This is a genomic window from Bacillus sp. BS98 (assembly GCF_008432245.1).
GTDB classification, from domain to species: Bacteria; Bacillota; Bacilli; order Bacillales; family Bacillaceae_G; genus Bacillus_A; species Bacillus_A toyonensis.
In genome coordinates this window covers 1,277,555-1,292,570 of sequence record NZ_CP043830.1, presented here as the reverse complement: position 1 = coordinate 1,292,570, position 15,016 = coordinate 1,277,555, and the positions used below count along the sequence as shown (strand labels likewise).

The 15,016-nt window shown below is 35.7% G+C and carries 17 protein-coding genes and 1 riboswitch; of the genes, 7 read left to right on the top strand and 10 right to left on the bottom strand.

What is annotated here, in order from left to right:
* Positions 1-21: 21 nt before the first annotated feature.
* The 5 genes from F0362_RS06795 to phaR all read right to left on the bottom strand — a co-directional run bounded on the left by F0362_RS06795 (position 22) and on the right by phaR (position 5,231).
* Positions 22-1,371: a TrkH family potassium uptake protein gene (locus F0362_RS06795; protein ID WP_001204701.1), complete on the bottom strand. Its 1,350-nt coding sequence runs from the start codon at positions 1,369-1,371 to the stop codon at positions 22-24.
* A gap of 23 nt (positions 1,372-1,394) precedes the next feature.
* Positions 1,395-2,588, bottom strand: coding sequence for an NAD(P)/FAD-dependent oxidoreductase (locus F0362_RS06790; RefSeq protein ID WP_000772554.1), 1,194 nt, complete (start codon positions 2,586-2,588; stop codon positions 1,395-1,397).
* A gap of 95 nt (positions 2,589-2,683) precedes the next feature.
* Positions 2,684-3,769, bottom strand: a complete 1,086-nt coding sequence (gene phaC, locus F0362_RS06785; RefSeq protein WP_000206839.1) for a class III poly(R)-hydroxyalkanoic acid synthase subunit PhaC — start codon at positions 3,767-3,769, stop codon at positions 2,684-2,686.
* An 82-nt stretch (positions 3,770-3,851) separates the two neighbouring features.
* A complete protein-coding gene (locus F0362_RS06780) occupies positions 3,852-4,595 on the bottom strand; it encodes an acetoacetyl-CoA reductase (RefSeq protein WP_000250411.1) in 744 nt (247 codons plus the stop codon).
* Between the two features lie 153 nt (positions 4,596-4,748).
* Positions 4,749-5,231 (bottom strand): polyhydroxyalkanoic acid synthase subunit PhaR, encoded by a 483-nt coding sequence (gene phaR / locus F0362_RS06775; protein WP_000566960.1) that lies wholly within the window; start codon positions 5,229-5,231, stop codon positions 4,749-4,751.
* A 198-nt stretch (positions 5,232-5,429) separates the two neighbouring features.
* On the opposite strand from phaR, the gene phaQ reads away from it, so the two are divergent.
* The 7 genes from phaQ (at position 5,430) to F0362_RS06740 (ending at position 10,911) form a co-directional block, all read left to right on the top strand.
* Positions 5,430-5,882, top strand: coding sequence for a poly-beta-hydroxybutyrate-responsive repressor (phaQ, locus tag F0362_RS06770; RefSeq protein ID WP_000903016.1), 453 nt, complete (start codon positions 5,430-5,432; stop codon positions 5,880-5,882).
* A 42-nt stretch (positions 5,883-5,924) separates the two neighbouring features.
* Positions 5,925-6,449 (top strand): polyhydroxyalkanoic acid inclusion protein PhaP, encoded by a 525-nt coding sequence (phaP, locus tag F0362_RS06765; RefSeq protein WP_000448600.1) that lies wholly within the window; start codon positions 5,925-5,927, stop codon positions 6,447-6,449.
* Positions 6,450-6,550: 101 nt separating this feature from the next.
* On the top strand, positions 6,551-6,994 hold the full coding sequence (locus tag F0362_RS06760) for a MaoC family dehydratase (protein WP_001067920.1): 444 nt from the start codon (positions 6,551-6,553) through the stop codon (positions 6,992-6,994).
* A 151-nt stretch (positions 6,995-7,145) separates the two neighbouring features.
* Positions 7,146-7,331 carry an alpha/beta-type small acid-soluble spore protein gene (locus tag F0362_RS06755; RefSeq protein WP_000241211.1) on the top strand — a complete coding sequence of 62 codons (186 nt, stop codon included), beginning with the start codon at positions 7,146-7,148 and terminating at the stop codon, positions 7,329-7,331.
* A gap of 114 nt (positions 7,332-7,445) precedes the next feature.
* Positions 7,446-8,765 carry a TrkH family potassium uptake protein gene (locus F0362_RS06750; RefSeq protein WP_000822351.1) on the top strand — a complete coding sequence of 440 codons (1,320 nt, stop codon included), beginning with the start codon at positions 7,446-7,448 and terminating at the stop codon, positions 8,763-8,765.
* 38 nt (positions 8,766-8,803) lie between these two features.
* Positions 8,804-8,968, top strand: a riboswitch (yybP-ykoY riboswitch).
* Between the two features lie 91 nt (positions 8,969-9,059).
* On the top strand, positions 9,060-9,854 hold the full coding sequence (locus tag F0362_RS06745; protein ID WP_000383309.1) for a TerC family protein: 795 nt from the start codon (positions 9,060-9,062) through the stop codon (positions 9,852-9,854).
* A gap of 205 nt (positions 9,855-10,059) precedes the next feature.
* Positions 10,060-10,911, top strand: a complete 852-nt coding sequence (locus F0362_RS06740; protein ID WP_000893032.1) for a formate/nitrite transporter family protein — start codon at positions 10,060-10,062, stop codon at positions 10,909-10,911.
* Positions 10,912-10,938: 27 nt separating this feature from the next.
* On the opposite strand, the gene F0362_RS06735 is transcribed toward F0362_RS06740, so the two are convergent.
* The 5 genes from F0362_RS06735 to F0362_RS06715 all read right to left on the bottom strand — a co-directional run bounded on the left by F0362_RS06735 (position 10,939) and on the right by F0362_RS06715 (position 14,967).
* Positions 10,939-11,250, bottom strand: coding sequence for a cyclic-phosphate processing receiver domain-containing protein (locus tag F0362_RS06735; protein ID WP_098173893.1), 312 nt, complete (start codon positions 11,248-11,250; stop codon positions 10,939-10,941).
* 13 nt (positions 11,251-11,263) lie between these two features.
* Complete coding sequence (locus F0362_RS06730; RefSeq protein ID WP_002038259.1) at positions 11,264-12,013, bottom strand: prepilin peptidase; 750 nt, start codon at positions 12,011-12,013, stop codon at positions 11,264-11,266.
* 86 nt (positions 12,014-12,099) lie between these two features.
* Positions 12,100-12,810 carry a LutC/YkgG family protein gene (locus tag F0362_RS06725; protein ID WP_000907756.1) on the bottom strand — a complete coding sequence of 237 codons (711 nt, stop codon included), beginning with the start codon at positions 12,808-12,810 and terminating at the stop codon, positions 12,100-12,102.
* A complete protein-coding gene (locus F0362_RS06720; RefSeq protein ID WP_149889713.1) occupies positions 12,810-14,231 on the bottom strand; it encodes a LutB/LldF family L-lactate oxidation iron-sulfur protein in 1,422 nt (473 codons plus the stop codon). The genes F0362_RS06725 and F0362_RS06720 overlap by 1 nt, the downstream gene beginning before the upstream one ends.
* Before the next feature lie 16 nt (positions 14,232-14,247).
* Positions 14,248-14,967: a (Fe-S)-binding protein gene (locus F0362_RS06715; protein WP_000869145.1), complete on the bottom strand. Its 720-nt coding sequence runs from the start codon at positions 14,965-14,967 to the stop codon at positions 14,248-14,250.
* Between the last annotated feature and the right edge of the window lie 49 nt (positions 14,968-15,016).

The following is a 15,016-nucleotide window of genomic DNA, read 5'->3' as shown; positions in this document are numbered from 1 at the left end:
CGCAGGTAGAATGGTTTCATACTATCCAATAATAATTCTTTCTTTCGGATATTTATAGCGAGGTGGTTGTTCTCTTCCACCACTAGCTAATATAAATGTTAAAATACCGACGCGTCCGATAAACATAAGTACAATAAGTACAAGTTTACCCACAGTTGTTAAATCTGGCGTAATACCTGTCGATAAACCTGTCGTCCCGAAAGCAGAACAAACTTCAACGATCAAGCTCATAAGCGGTACATTTTCCGTAATGGATAAAATAAATAGTGCCGTGGCACATAATAATATCCCCATCGTCATAACGACAGATGCTTTTAATACATCCTCTTCATGTAGCTGTCGTTTAAAGACTCGAACCGTTCTACCGCCCCTTGCAAATGTATATAACGATAATATACTAACCGCAAATGTTGTCGTACGTATCCCGCCCCCAACCGAACTTGGAGATGCTCCAATAAACATTAATATACTCATAAATAAAAGCGTTGGTTGTGACAATTCACGTATATCCATTGTAGCGAGTCCACCGCTTCGCGTCGTCACAGATTGGAATAACGTATAGAAAACCGTTTCATGCCATGACTTTCCTACTAAAAAATGATTTCGTTCTAGTAAAAAAATCATGATGGTTCCAACAACAACAAGTGCAAAAAATGTTGTTGTCGTCAATTTTGTAAATAACGAAAAACGAAAAAGTTGTTCTCTCTTCTTACTAAGAAATTGCTTCACTTCCATTAACACAGGGAAGCCAATCGCCCCTAAAATAATGAGTAACATATGAATCATTTGAACGATATAATCTTTTTTGTACGGGATTAGCGATTGTCCTGTTAAATCGAATCCACCGTTCGTCGTTGCACTAACAGCGGCAAAGAAACCGTGAAAATAAGCTTCTTGCCAAGTCGGAAAGTACAGTAAAAATCTTGTACCTAACAGGATGGCTCCAATTATTTCTATCGAAATAATTACAATTAAAATAGAACGCATTAATTCTACAAGACCCGATAAATTTCCTTGATTATGGTCTGCCATAATTAATCTTCTTCGCTGCAAACCAATCTTTTTACCCGTTATAATCCAAACGAATGTGCCAAGTGCCATGATGCCTAATCCGCCTAATTGTAAAATTAGAGCTAATACAATAATTCCTGCTGTTGTAAACGTATCTGAAATCGTAACAACTGAAAGTCCTGTAACACTTACCGCACTAACAGATGTAAATAGGGCATCGATAAATGTCCATTTCACACCATCCTTCGTAACAAATGGTAAACTAAGTAATATTACCGATACGACTACTGCTAATAAATAAAACAAAACAATAAGTTGTACGGGGCGTAATTTTTGTAAAAACTTTTTTATATCTCTCATTCCATCACTTCGCTACCTTTTTTCTATCGATTAAATAAAGAAAAATCATCACTTTCTTTATTTGTAAATAACTGCTGAAATAGTTTTGCAAATACCATTCCGTATACAGTTCCATTTCCCCCATATGGCAGTGCGTAATATAAATTATGTATCTTTTTATCTTCTTTTAAAATAGGGAGACCATCATGACTACCACCAAATGCTGCTGCCCAATAATACTCTGCCTGTATATTATTAAACTGCGGGAACATTTCTTTTACAATATTAATAAGGATATCACGCTTATGCAATAATTTCGTATCGCCGATATTTTGAATTTTCAACGCCTCATCTAATCCGCCTACAATAATGCGGTTTTGATACGTTCGAAAATATAGGTAAGGCCGTGCCGTTTCCCAAATTAATGATTTCTCATGCCAACCTTCGAACTGATCTATCTTATTTGTAACGACTGCATAAGACGTTTCTACTGTTGTATTTTTTTCTTTCTTTCCAAAAAGCGCTTCATAACCTGTCGCCATAATAATATTCTTTGCTACTATTTTATTTCCTGTTTTTGTGTAACAAATTAAATCATTTTGAATTTGTTTAATATGTATTGCCTCTGTATGTTCGTATATAGTAGCACCCATTTGCTTTGCTTTATGCAAAAGACTATGTGCTAACAAATATGGATTCACTTCTGCGTCACCGCTTGTATATAATGCTGCTTGTTTTGCAAATGAATAACGTTTCTTAATATCAGACTCTGTAAAATATTCAACTGGAAATTCATAATAGCGTAACGTATTATATTCTTCTTGTAAAAATGAAATATCCTCATCTCTACTCGCATAATACAAACTATTTCGCGGAATAAAATGGGGATCAATATCGAGAGTCGGTACAACCTTCTCCATTGTTCTAAGGGCTTCATAACAAAGCCTATATGCCCGTACCCCTTTTACTTTCCCAAATGTATGAATAAGAGAGGTTAACGATTTATCATGAAGAAATTGTAATAAACCTGTATTGGCAGCTGTGCTACCACATGCAATTGCTCTTTTTTCAATGAGCGTAACACGCATTCCTATCTTCGCTAATGAATACGCTATATGAGCACCCGCTTCGCCACTTCCGACTACGAGCACATCACATATCATATCATTTTCTAACGTTGGATAACAAGGTACAGAAACTCCTCTATTCCAAAACAACTTACCAGTCATAAGCTTCATAATTATACTCCTAAAATGTAAATTTCTCCTTTCTATGTTTTGTTATTTTCCATAAAAAAATCCAACTAACACAACGCTAGTTGGATTTTTTATTTTTAATTGGAACGCTCTTCAAGCCAATTTCCAATCGTCGGATATGTTTGTTTTACAGCTGTTCCACCGTAAACGATAGACATATGCCCTGTTGGTAAACATACATATTGTTTATCTGTGCTAGAAATATGATCTAGTAAAGCTTCTACTTGACATGGCAGAGCGATATGATCACGTTTCCCGGAAATATTTAAGACATTCGCCTTAATATTTGCAAGGTCTACCTTTTGTCCACGAATAACGAGTTCACCTTTAACCAATTTATTATTTTGATAAAAATCACGAATCCACTGTCTGTATGATTCACCCGGGAACGGAATGCCATCGCCAACCCACTTTTGAACTAATTTCCAGCTTTCGACGAAGCGCTCATTTTCTGAACGATCAACTAAAGCAACGTATGGACCAACAAAATTCGTAATTGGTTTTAACATCTTATTTCCGAAATCAATCATTTCCGGCGGAATATTTCCGAATGTATCAACCGCCTTATCTAAATTGAAATATTTCTCATCTAATAAAGGACCATATAATCCTGTTTCAGAGAAATCGAAAGGACTTGTCATAAAAATTAAGTTACGAATTGGCATATGCGGATGAAGTGCCGCATAAATAGACGTTAGCGTTCCACCCATGCAATAACCAAGTAAAGAAATCTCATCCGATTTTGCAGTTCGCATTACTTTTTTCACTGCTTTTGCAATATAATCGAACACGAAATCATCAAATTTCAAATGACTATCTTCTAAACCAAATGTACCCCAATCAAGCATATACACATCAAAACCACGATCTACTAAATATTCCACTAAACTATTTCCAGGAGTTAAATCCATAATATATGGCTTATTAATAAGAGCATAAATTAATAAGATTGGGACTCTCTGTGTTTTTTCTTGTTTTGGAATGTAACGATAAAGCTTCGTTTTATTCTTCGTCCAAATAACCTCTTTCGGTGTTAAACCAACTTGTGGTTCTGGTTCGCGTAATAAAATTTCGCTCGCTCTTTTCACACGGCGATATGCTTTGCGATATTCTTCTGGGTACAACTCCAATTGCTTTTCCCATTCTGTTACGAATGTAGTCATTTTTCTATCTCCTTTTCGGTCGATTTCTTTCTAAAAAAAGAAGTGCATTCCTGATATGGATATGCACTTTTTTCTTACTTCATTACATGTATAATCCACCGTTAATGTTTAATTGCTGACCAGTGATATACGCACCGTCACGGCATAGGTATACTACACCTTTTGCAATTTCATCAGCTTGTCCAAAACGTTTTTTCGGGATTTTCGCAACGATTTTTTGACGCACTTCTTCTGGTACCTCTGCTACCATTTCAGTATCGATAAATCCTGGGCAAATTGCGTTTACAGTTACATTTGTTTTTGCAAGTTCTAACGCTAATGATTTTGTAAATCCTAGCATACCTGCTTTTGCTGCTGAGTAGTTTGTTTGTCCAAATCCACCAGCTTGACCAATAATAGAAGAAATACTAATGATTCTTCCTTCTTCTGCTTCCGATATGTATGGAAGTACCGCACTTGTCGTATTAAATACACTACTTAAGTTCACGTCAATTACGCGCTCCCAATCTTCACGATTTAATTTTTTGAATGTACGATCTCTTGTAATACCAGCATTATTAACAAGAATATCCACTTTACCAAAATGATTCACAGCTTCTTCTACAAGTCGGTTTGCATCTTCTACTTTAGAAACATCCGCTTGAACTGCATAAACGTCATGCCCTTCTTTTCCTAGTTCATTTACTAAGTTTTCAGCTGCTTCTTTACTGCTGTTATAGTTAATAACTACTTTTGCTCCCTCTTGTGCTAATGCTACTGTAATTGCTTTTCCAATTCCTTTTGCCCCACCTGTTACGATTGCTACTTTGCCATTTAATTGAACCATTTCTTTTCCCCCTTAAATGAATTTGTGAACGATTATTATGAATCATTTTGGTACCCATACTAATAGAGTCCATATATTAATTATGTTTCGTTGTTTATACGTGAAAACGAGATTCTCCCTCTCTCTTTTACACGTTGTAAACAAACGCTATTATCATTTTTTATTTTCTGGCTTATTCGCCGGCTTTACTTCTTCTTTTACAGGTACTTGTAGTTTAGCTAGTACTGCATTTTGCTTTTCTAGCAATTCTAAAATTTGATCAACTTTCGTTTCTAACGTGCGAATATCTTGTTTTACTTTCGTAACATCACGCTTTAATGTAGGAGCTTGTCCTAACGAATCCACTTTCTCTTCTAGAACTTCCTCAATATTATCAACTTTATTTTCTAAGTTAATAACAAGCGTAGCTACTCTAGCGATATCCTCTTTCGTTGGCACGTTCACTTGTTCTAAATAACTTTTTGTCGTATCATTTAATGCTTTTTGATAAAACAAATTCAAGTCTAGAACGCTGCCCATCCAAGCAGAATATTCTTCTGTTTTAATTGTTTCATTGAGCGCTTTTCCCCAAAATGTTTCGGTTTGTTCATAAGCATTTTTCCATGCTTGCAATGGATCGAATTTTTGATCAATCACTTCGCCTACACTCCCTTTTTTGTTTTTGAAACAATTCAACCTATTCACTATTTTCTAATATTCTGAATAAAACTTCAAGTCTATATTTTATTTTTCTTTATTTTCCAACAAATGTATTGACATTAAAAACAGATAGGTGTAAATTGCACTTATAAGCAAAAAATTCCATCTAACTGATTCATGAGGTGATGTACAATCATGCTACATAATGAACCAGAACACCCAGAAAGTTTGGAAAAAAACCAAGCGAAACAACCAAACTCCATGCCAAAAAACTTCTTAGTTCCTTTCTTACTTCTCTGTCTAAAAGACTGGAGTCTTCATGGTTACAAACTCATTCAAATGCTAATGGACATCGGCTTTTCTTCTGTTGACCAAGGTAATGTTTATAGAACACTACGCAAGTTAGAAAAAGAAAACCTTATTTCTTCTACTTGGGATACAAGCGATGGAGGGCCAGCAAAAAGAATTTATTCTTTAACTGAATATGGAGAGCAATATTTATCAACATGTGCGACTTCTTTTGAACATTATCAAAATATGTTGCGGACGTTTTTCACGTTATACACCAATGCATTCTTTCCATTTTCTACTTCTCCAGAAAAGGATGAAAAGGATTCTTCATCTTCACCTGGTGGTACAGCAGAGTAATCTGCGTTCACAATATGCAAAAAAACATTTGGAGGTCAAACAATGGAAACTAAACCATACGAATTAGTCGATGCATTTTGGAAAAACTGGTCTCAATCTCTTTCCCTCTTCTCTTCAGCTGGGAAACAATTAGAGCAACTTACTTTAGAAACGTTAAAACAACAACAAGACGCTTTGCATAAATTAACATCAGGAGTAAATGAACTAGAAAAAGAACTACAACAATTCACAGCTCAGTTCAATAACCAATATACAGATTACGTGAAGCAATTAACTGGAAACTCCTTAAATGATCAAATTAACGAGTGGCAAGGGAAATGGAATGAGCTTTCTACTCAAATGCATCAACTTACTGTTTCTCCTACAAAAACATCTTTGTCTATTCTTACTCAAACTAGCGGTCAATTTGAAGAAACAACAAAACACTTTATTGAACAACAACAATCGCAACGCGAAGAGGTTCAAAAACAGTTAGAAGTTTTTTTGGGAGAGTTCAAGTCCAAACAACTAGAACTCGCAAAGCAGTTCGAGGAAAACTCAAAAAATCTATTTACTTCCATCAAGTAAGAAAAATGTGGCAACTAACTGCAGCACAAACAAAACTCTTTCTTCCTCCTACTACATCAAGATGGCTTACATTTTTCGATATGGAAAAGAAGGAGGACAAAATGAATCCATTTCAAGAAGCACAAACTGTTCCAGAGCTTCGTTATGATGAGATTCAAGTCGGTGATCAAGCATCTCTAACAAAAACAATTACGGATGAGGACGTTATCAATTTTGCAAAATTGACTGGAGATGTAAATCCTATTCATATTTTAGACTCTTTTGCAAAAACGACAATGTTTAAAGAACGTATTGCTCACGGTATGCTCGTTTCAAGTTTTATTTCTACTGTTCTTGGAACGAAACTCCCAGGAAAAAATACGATTTATTTATCCCAAAACGTTTCATTCCGTGCTCCTGTCAAAATCGGCGATACACTTCGTGTAGTGGCAGAAGTCATTAAAAAACGGGATGATAAGAAAATCATTACATTACAAACAAACATCTACAATCAATCCGATGATATTGTCGTGGAAGGTACAGCGACAATACTGAAAAAAGAGTAGCAAATTTGCTACTCTTTTTTCTATCCAAGAACTTCTAATCACACCGATTACTTCCGGGTATGAGTACATCGTTTCCACATAAAATAACGTTACCAGTTTAGATAGTACTTAACTTGGCTGAACTGGACTACTCAAAAGGATGTGTGTCAACATGGTAAAAACAAACAAATTACTAGTTCCAGGTGCAGAACAAGCACTTGAACAATTTAAATATGAAATTGCACAAGAATTCGGTGTTAGCTTAGGCTCAGATACAGCATCTCGTTCTAACGGTTCCGTTGGCGGTGAAGTAACAAAACGTCTTGTTGCTTTAGCTCAACAACAATTACGCGGATAATACTATAACATATGGCTTAGAGGCAGATATTCTCTGCCTCTTTCTATTTGCAACATACATAATAGCGCTTTTTCACATACTAGTAAGAACAAACTGAAAGGAACGATATGTGAGATGAAACGGATTAATATTAGCATGAGCCCTCCTCGTGTTCTTACTTTATCTTTTATTGTATTATCAATTGTCGGCACATGCTTATTAAAACTACCAATTGCTACAACAACATCTATTTCATGGCTCGATGCCTTATTTACAACGGTTTCTGCTTGTACAGTTACAGGGCTTGGTGTTGTGGACACTGGAAAAGTATTTACCTTATTTGGTCAATGTGTAATTTTAACACTTATACAAGTTGGCGGTCTTGGCATTATGAGCTTCGCTGTTTTAATTGCAATTATGCTTGGCAGAAAAATCGGTCTTCAGAATCGCATTTTGTTACAACAAGCACTAAATCAAACGAATATCGGCGGTGTCATTCGTCTTGCCAAAGCATTATTTCTATTCTCTTTTACAGTAGAATGTATTGCTACTTTGCTCCTCTCTTTTGAATGGGTACCAAAATACGGAATTGCTAAAGGGTTCTATTATAGTTTTTTTCATTCGATCTCTGCCTTTAACAACGCTGGTTTTTCTGTGTGGAGCGATAATTTAATGTCCCATTCTCATAGTATTCTCGTCAATCTCGTTATTTCTTCTCTCATAATTTTAGGTGGAATCGGTTTTACAGTGATTATAGATATAAAAAGAAAAAAGAACTTTAAAAACCTTACATTACATTCAAAACTCATGCTCTCTTCTACTCTAATCGTCAATATTATTGCTACCGTTTTTATTTTCATATTCGAGTTCCATAATTCTCTTTCTATGAGAGGTTTTACCCCATTTGAAGAAGGAATGGCTGCTTATTTCCAAGCAATTTCAACGCGCACTGCCGGATTTAATACCGTTGATATTTCTGCATTAACAAAACCTTCCCTTTTATTAATGATGCTTCTTATGTTTATTGGTGCTGGTAGTGCTTCAACTGGTGGTGGAATTAAGTTAACAACATTTTTAATTATGTTTTTTGGCGTATTTAAATTTTTACAAGAACAAGATGATATTGTTGTGTTTAAAAAATCCATTAAAGATACGCTCATTGTCAAATCATTGACCATTACTATTATTTCCATTTCATTTATCTTTGCTGCTATTTTAATTTTAAGTATTACTGAGCGAGTTCCTCTATTGATGAGTGCTTTCGAAGTATTTTCAGCATTTGGAACAGTCGGTCTCAGTATGAATTTAACGCCACACTTAACGATAATTGGAAAAGCTATTATTATCTTTATGATGTTTTTTGGAAAAATGGGACCATTAACATTGGCTTTTTCATTTGCACGCAAAAAGAACCGGAAAATAAAATATCCGAACGAAGATATTTTAACAGGTTGACAACCGTATAAATTATCCATATAATGAGAGTACAATAGCATATCTCCAAAGGGGAGTAGCGTCCAAGAATATTTCTTGGAAACAAAGTCGTCATTACGTAGAACTTAGTTCTTCCGGCTTTGTTGGCATTTTTATTACATATGTCTAGCAAGACCTTTGCCTATTAACGGCAGAGGTCTTTTTTGTATTCATTACCAAATTCTTCCGAAGTTAATAGGCAGGAGTATGGGGAAACTAAATAGTGGGGAAATTCTTCACTTATTTAGTACTTATAGAAATGAGAGGAGAATGTACATGGATGTATCATTATTATTGGAGTATGGTTGGGTATTACTCATCCTGATTGCACTTGAGGGGATTTTAGCGGCTGATAACGCGCTTGTTCTTGCAATTATGGTAAAACATTTACCAGAAGAAAAACGTAAAAAAGCACTATTTTACGGATTAGCGGGGGCATTTGTTTTCCGATTCGGATCGTTATTTATGATTTCGTTCTTAGTCGATGTATGGCAAGTGCAAGCAATCGGTGCTATTTACCTTATGTTTATCGCTGGTAATCACTTATTTAAAACGTATGTTAAAAAGAATACGGATGAAGACACAGAAGAAAAAGAAGCAAAGAAAAAACAAGAGAATTTTTGGTGGACTGTATTTAAAGTCGAGGTTGCTGATATCGCCTTTGCAGTTGATTCAATTTTAGCTGCTGTTGCATTAGCAATGACTTTACCGAAAACAGGACTAGGTACAATTGGTAGTCTTGATACTGGGCAATTCGTTGTTATCTTTGTAGGTGGACTTATTGGATTAATCATTATGCGATTTGCAGCAACTGCTTTCGTACAAATATTAAAACGTAAACCAGGACTTGAAACTGCAGCATTCTTAATTGTAGGTTGGGTTGGTGTGAAGTTAGCAATCTATACATTAGCACACCCTGCATTAAATGTAATTCCGCATTCATTCCCAGAATCTACTCCGTGGAAACTTACATTCTGGATTGTATTAGTTGGAATCGCAGTTGGCGGTTGGTTCTTCTCGAAAGAAGTAGAAGTAAAAGTAGAAAAGAATTTAGACGAAAAAGCGCTGTAATTACAGCGCTTTTTCTTTTTTATTTCAATTCCCTCTCTATTTTTAGAAAAAATTCCATTATACTACCTTTTGTAATCGCTTTCTTATTTTATGTATGTCCTTTTTGTGAAACATTGAACAAACTTATTGAAACTGTGAACGAATCCATGTACTTTATTCATATAAGGAGTATTTATAGAAGATTTACTAAAGGAGCGTATGACTCATGCTAGAACAAGGATTAGATTATGTTGTCAAACTGGCTAAGAGCAAAAAGAAAATGCTAGATATAAATCCGATGCAATATTTCATTCGTGCTGCACTTGCGGGCATTTATATCGGTTTTATTATTGTACTATGTTTTAAATTAGGTAACTTTTTTCACATTGCAGATTCACCAGCAACTTATTTAGCTGCTTCCATGTTTTTCGGGATTGCCCTCGTACTTATTATATATGGTGGTGCTGAATTATTTACTGGAAATACAATGTACTTCACAGTAGCAACTTTAAGAAAAGAAACAACGATTTCTGATACACTTCGCAACTGGATTGCATGTTATGCAGGTAACTTAGCGGGTGCTTTATTCTTTGCCTTACTATTTTACGCAACTGGCATTTTCGAAGCGATTGATCACGGTCATTTAATGAATAAAGTAGTTGAAGGAAAGATGAATACACCTACAATGCAATTATTCTTTAAAGCAATTTTATGTAACTGGCTTGTCTGTCTTGCCTGCTTCTTACCTTCTCAAGTGAAAGGTGACACAGCCAAAATATTAATGATGATGATGCTCGTTTTCACTTTCTTTTTATCTGGTTATGAGCATAGCATTGCAAACTTATCACTGTTTGCTTTATCTTTAGTATCACCACATCCTGAGACAATTTCTTTTGCAGGCGCTATTCATAACTTAATTCCAGTTACAATCGGTAACATTATTGGCGGGTCCGTATTTGTCGGTATGGTATATCACTACTTAACAAAGAAAACACCTGATGTTAAACAGGAAGAGACTGTAATCGCAGCAGCTCAACAAGAAGAGATTATTCCTTTACAAGCACATATGAAACATTAAAAACTCCAAAGTCTAACTTTGGAGTTTTTAGCTCCCCACATATTTCACAATAATACTTGCTTCAATCTCTCCTTGTTTTTTTCCACCCTCTATTCTTTGTTTCATCTTATCCATACCAATGACATCATTTGTGTGAAAGTGGATTTCCTTAACATATAATCCCTCTTTACAAAAAATATTTACGAAATCAAATCCATTACTCTGCCGCCATCCCATATTAAAGTCGAGAGAAATAATATTTACCTCATTCTCCCTAACAAATTGCAAGGCAGTTTCTACTGTAGTTGCGGGCACATATCCAAACGGACAACCTCTTTGATCATCCATATATATATTCATTCTCTATCCCCCTCTATTTTGAATACACAATTAATACATAACATATTGCTCCAAGACTAATAAAAGGGCCAAATGGAATTGGTTTACTTGCTTCTATACGCTTTAATAAAATACCCATCCCGAAAAAACAAAGACTACAATAAGACGCTAAAAATAAAATAATAAAAACCCCTTTCAATCCCACTATAAATCCAAGTAGCGAGAGTAATTTTATATCCCCTCCACCAAGCCCTTCTGGATATATCTTTTGCATACAATATAACAAAAAGAGTATAACCCCACTACCAACTATACTATCTATCCACGTAACTAACGGTACAAAAATACATTCTAAAATAAGCAAAAAAGCAAACGAAATTAAAATACGATCAGGAATTAACATATATATATAATCTGTAACGGAAATAATAAGAAGTAACGAAAAAAGCGATAAAATGATGAGAAGCTCTCGTTCTACTCCAATCATATATACAGTAAGAAAAAATATTGTACCGGTTACAAATTCAAATACTACGTACAGAATCGGAATTCCCCTCTTACAATTCGTACAGCGCCCTCTTTGTATACAAAATGAAATGATTGGAATTAGTTCTTTTGGCTTTAGTACATACTTACAATAATGACAATGCGAACGCGGTGTAATAATAGACTCGCCTAAAGGAACCCTTATTGCGATTAGCATAAAAAAAGAACCAAACACCATACCCACTAACAATGCATATATATAAGTGAACATCCCTTCCTCTCCTTTCCAAAAGAACATAACAAAAAAAGGAGAGAACTTCTACTTCATATTATCCTTTATTCTACTAAAAAAGCAGGCCATTTTCTGGCCTGCTTTCCCCTCTTTTATACGATGAAATATACCGCTTTTAATGGTCCGTGTACTCCGACAACAAGATTCATTTCAATGTCAGCAGAGTTACTAGGTCCTGTAATAAAGTTAATACAAGATGCCGCTGTCTCGCCATTTTCTACACGTGAGTTCATATCCTGAACTGCTTGCGTAATACGAGGCACAAGTGTTTCACGTGGAATAATAGCAAAGTATACAGTCGGTAAAAAGTGTAAAGAACGTCCTTGCCCTTTATGACTTTGTACAACAATTGTACCAGATTCAGCTAATGTATAATCACTAAATGCAATACCGATATTCGCTTTTTCAGCTATACGCATATTTTCGTCTTTTCTCTCTGGATCCCATACGTTTACTTCAATATCTCGCTTTGGAAGTTCTTCTTTAAATAAAGATGTTAAACCATATGCATCAAAGCGTTCATCTGCTGATAATAAAATAGGTCCCCCGCCGTTTTCCATGATTACTTTTTGAAGGTCTTCATACAAACGGTCATTTGTCGTTTCTACTACAGTTGTATGAATGTTTGTACATTGCTTTTTAAATACTTCTAGTAATTCTTCTTGTGAATAATCTTTTAACGTTTCTATATTCACATTACTTTTCCATACTGGACGCTCGACACCTTCTCTTTTACGCGCACGCCCAAGTTCTTTTGCAATGTTATCTAGAAAGGAATCACGGTTTTGAATTAATCCTGCCATTATTTATTCCCGCCTTTCTTATGATCTTTATACCAATCACGGAATCTTTCTTTACTTGGCGTTGGGAATTCACGAATATCCGTCCAGTTTTTAAGTGGTCCAACACCTTTTGATACACGGTTACCAGATGTGAATGGACTCATTGCTGCTGGTGCCATTTTTGAGCCCATTTTGTATAATGCAGCTGAAGAAGCACCCATACTAAACATTTTCATCGCTAATTTTTCTGCAAGTGGCGCACGTCCTTCTTGTTCAACGATTACTTGGCGATGCTTTAATAATAAATCATGTAATGGAATTTTTACTGGACAAGCCTCTGTACATGCTCCGCATAAACTAGATGCATAAGGAAGCTCTTTGTAATCATCATATCCACCTAAAAGTGGTGTTAATACCGCACCGATTGGTCCTGAGTAAATCGATCCATATGAATGTCCACCAACGTGACGATATACAGGACATACATTTACACAAGCTGCGCAACGAATACATTGCAATACTGAACGGAATTCAGATCCAAGAATTTGAGAACGACCATTATCAACAACAACTAAATGGAACTCTTCAGGTCCATCAACTTCCTCTTCTTGAATTGGTCCTGCTACTGTTACATAACTTGTTAACTTTTGACCTACCGCACTACGGCATAGTAAACCAACTAAAACATCTAACTCTTCCATTGTCGGAACCATACGTTCCATACCCATTACTGCTATTTGTGTTTTCGGAATTGACATAACAAGATCCGCATTACCTTCGTTCGTTACTAAACAAAGAGATCCCGTATTTGCAACAGCGAAGTTACAACCCGTCACACCAATTTCCGCATCCATAAATTTCTCACGAAGTTGTTTACGAACAAACTTTGTCATCTCATATGGATCATCAGAATTTTCATAGCCAAGTTTTTCTTTAAATACATCGCGAATTTGCGTTCTATTTTTATGAAGTGCAGGCGCAATAATATGTGAAGGTGGATCGTTATCTACTTGCAAGATATACTCTCCTAAGTCACTTTCTAACACTTCACAACCAATTTCTTCAAGCGCATGGTTCATACTAATTTCTTCTGTTACCATCGACTTTGATTTCACTACTTTTTTCGCTTGTTTCTTTTTCGCGACGTCTTGAATATACTTTGCTGCTTCCTCTTTCGTTTTCGCAAAGTACACATGGCCGCCTCTTTTTGATACATTTTCACTTAACTGCATTAAGTAATAATCAAGATTTTCTAACGTATGTTGACGAATTTGTTCACCTAGTTCACGCCACTCCTCCCAGTTTCCCAATTCGTCCGCTGCTTTTAATCGATTCGTATATAAACGCGTTTGTGCAGAAGATACTGCTCCACGCATAAACGAATCTTGAATTCCATCGCCTACGCGATCATTAAATTTTTTCTCACTGATTTTCATAGACATAGCTTATGTTCCCCCTTCATGAGCGACTATTCAGTACCTCAGCAATATGCATTACTTTTACTTCTTTTCCTAAACGCTCAATACGTCCGCCAATGTTTAACAAACACCCACAATCTGCACCGATTAAATAATCAGCACCTGTTTCCATTACACTATCTACTTTTTCATCTACCATTTGCTCAGAAATCGGAGTCATCTTAACTGAAAACGTTCCCCCAAACCCACAACAATTTTGCACGTTTGGCAGTTCTCTCACAGTTAATCCTTTTACATTAGACAATAAAATTCCTGGTGCCTCTTTTACTCCAAGCAGGCGTGTCATATGACAAGACTTATGAATAGTAGCTATTCCTGGTAAACTTGCACCAACATCTGTCACTTTTAAAACATCTACAATAAATTGTGTAAATTCATATGTTTTATCAGCAACCTTTTGTGCACGTTTAGCCCATTTCGGATCATCTTTAAAAACATGCGGATACTCATGAAACATTGTCGCACAAGAGCCAGATGGCGTAACGATATATTCTGCATCTTCGAAAGTTTCAATCATATGTTTCATCGCTTCTTTTGCTGCTTCTACATGGCCACTATTATAAGCAGGCTGACCACAACAAACTTGTGCTTCCGGAAATTCAATTTCACAACCTAAACGCTCCAATACTTCAACTGTTGCTTTACCGACATTTGTTTCAAACATATCGACTAAACAAGTAACAAATAAAGTAACTTTCATAATTATTACTCCCCCTCTTTACAACTTCGCCAACAAACATATGGTCATC

Coding starts and splice junctions, on each gene's coding strand:
- F0362_RS06725 (WP_000907756.1), bottom strand. CDS start 12,810: ATGGCAGGATTAATTCAAAACCGTGATTCCTTTCTAGATAACATTGCA.
- phaQ (WP_000903016.1), top strand. CDS start 5,430: ATGCTACATAATGAACCAGAACACCCAGAAAGTTTGGAAAAAAACCAA.
- F0362_RS06735 (WP_098173893.1), bottom strand. CDS start 11,250: ATGAATATATATATGGATGATCAAAGAGGTTGTCCGTTTGGATATGTG.
- F0362_RS06750 (WP_000822351.1), top strand. CDS start 7,446: ATGAAACGGATTAATATTAGCATGAGCCCTCCTCGTGTTCTTACTTTA.
- phaC (WP_000206839.1), bottom strand. CDS start 3,769: ATGACTACATTCGTAACAGAATGGGAAAAGCAATTGGAGTTGTACCCA.
- F0362_RS06760 (WP_001067920.1), top strand. CDS start 6,551: ATGAATCCATTTCAAGAAGCACAAACTGTTCCAGAGCTTCGTTATGAT.
- F0362_RS06720 (WP_149889713.1), bottom strand. CDS start 14,231: ATGTCTATGAAAATCAGTGAGAAAAAATTTAATGATCGCGTAGGCGAT.
- F0362_RS06715 (WP_000869145.1), bottom strand. CDS start 14,967: ATGAAAGTTACTTTATTTGTTACTTGTTTAGTCGATATGTTTGAAACA.
- F0362_RS06795 (WP_001204701.1), bottom strand. CDS start 1,371: ATGAGAGATATAAAAAAGTTTTTACAAAAATTACGCCCCGTACAACTT.
- F0362_RS06780 (WP_000250411.1), bottom strand. CDS start 4,595: ATGGTTCAATTAAATGGCAAAGTAGCAATCGTAACAGGTGGGGCAAAA.
- F0362_RS06745 (WP_000383309.1), top strand. CDS start 9,060: ATGGATGTATCATTATTATTGGAGTATGGTTGGGTATTACTCATCCTG.
- F0362_RS06740 (WP_000893032.1), top strand. CDS start 10,060: ATGCTAGAACAAGGATTAGATTATGTTGTCAAACTGGCTAAGAGCAAA.
- F0362_RS06755 (WP_000241211.1), top strand. CDS start 7,146: ATGGTAAAAACAAACAAATTACTAGTTCCAGGTGCAGAACAAGCACTT.
- F0362_RS06790 (WP_000772554.1), bottom strand. CDS start 2,588: ATGAAGCTTATGACTGGTAAGTTGTTTTGGAATAGAGGAGTTTCTGTA.
- phaP (WP_000448600.1), top strand. CDS start 5,925: ATGGAAACTAAACCATACGAATTAGTCGATGCATTTTGGAAAAACTGG.
- F0362_RS06730 (WP_002038259.1), bottom strand. CDS start 12,013: ATGTTCTTTTGGAAAGGAGAGGAAGGGATGTTCACTTATATATATGCA.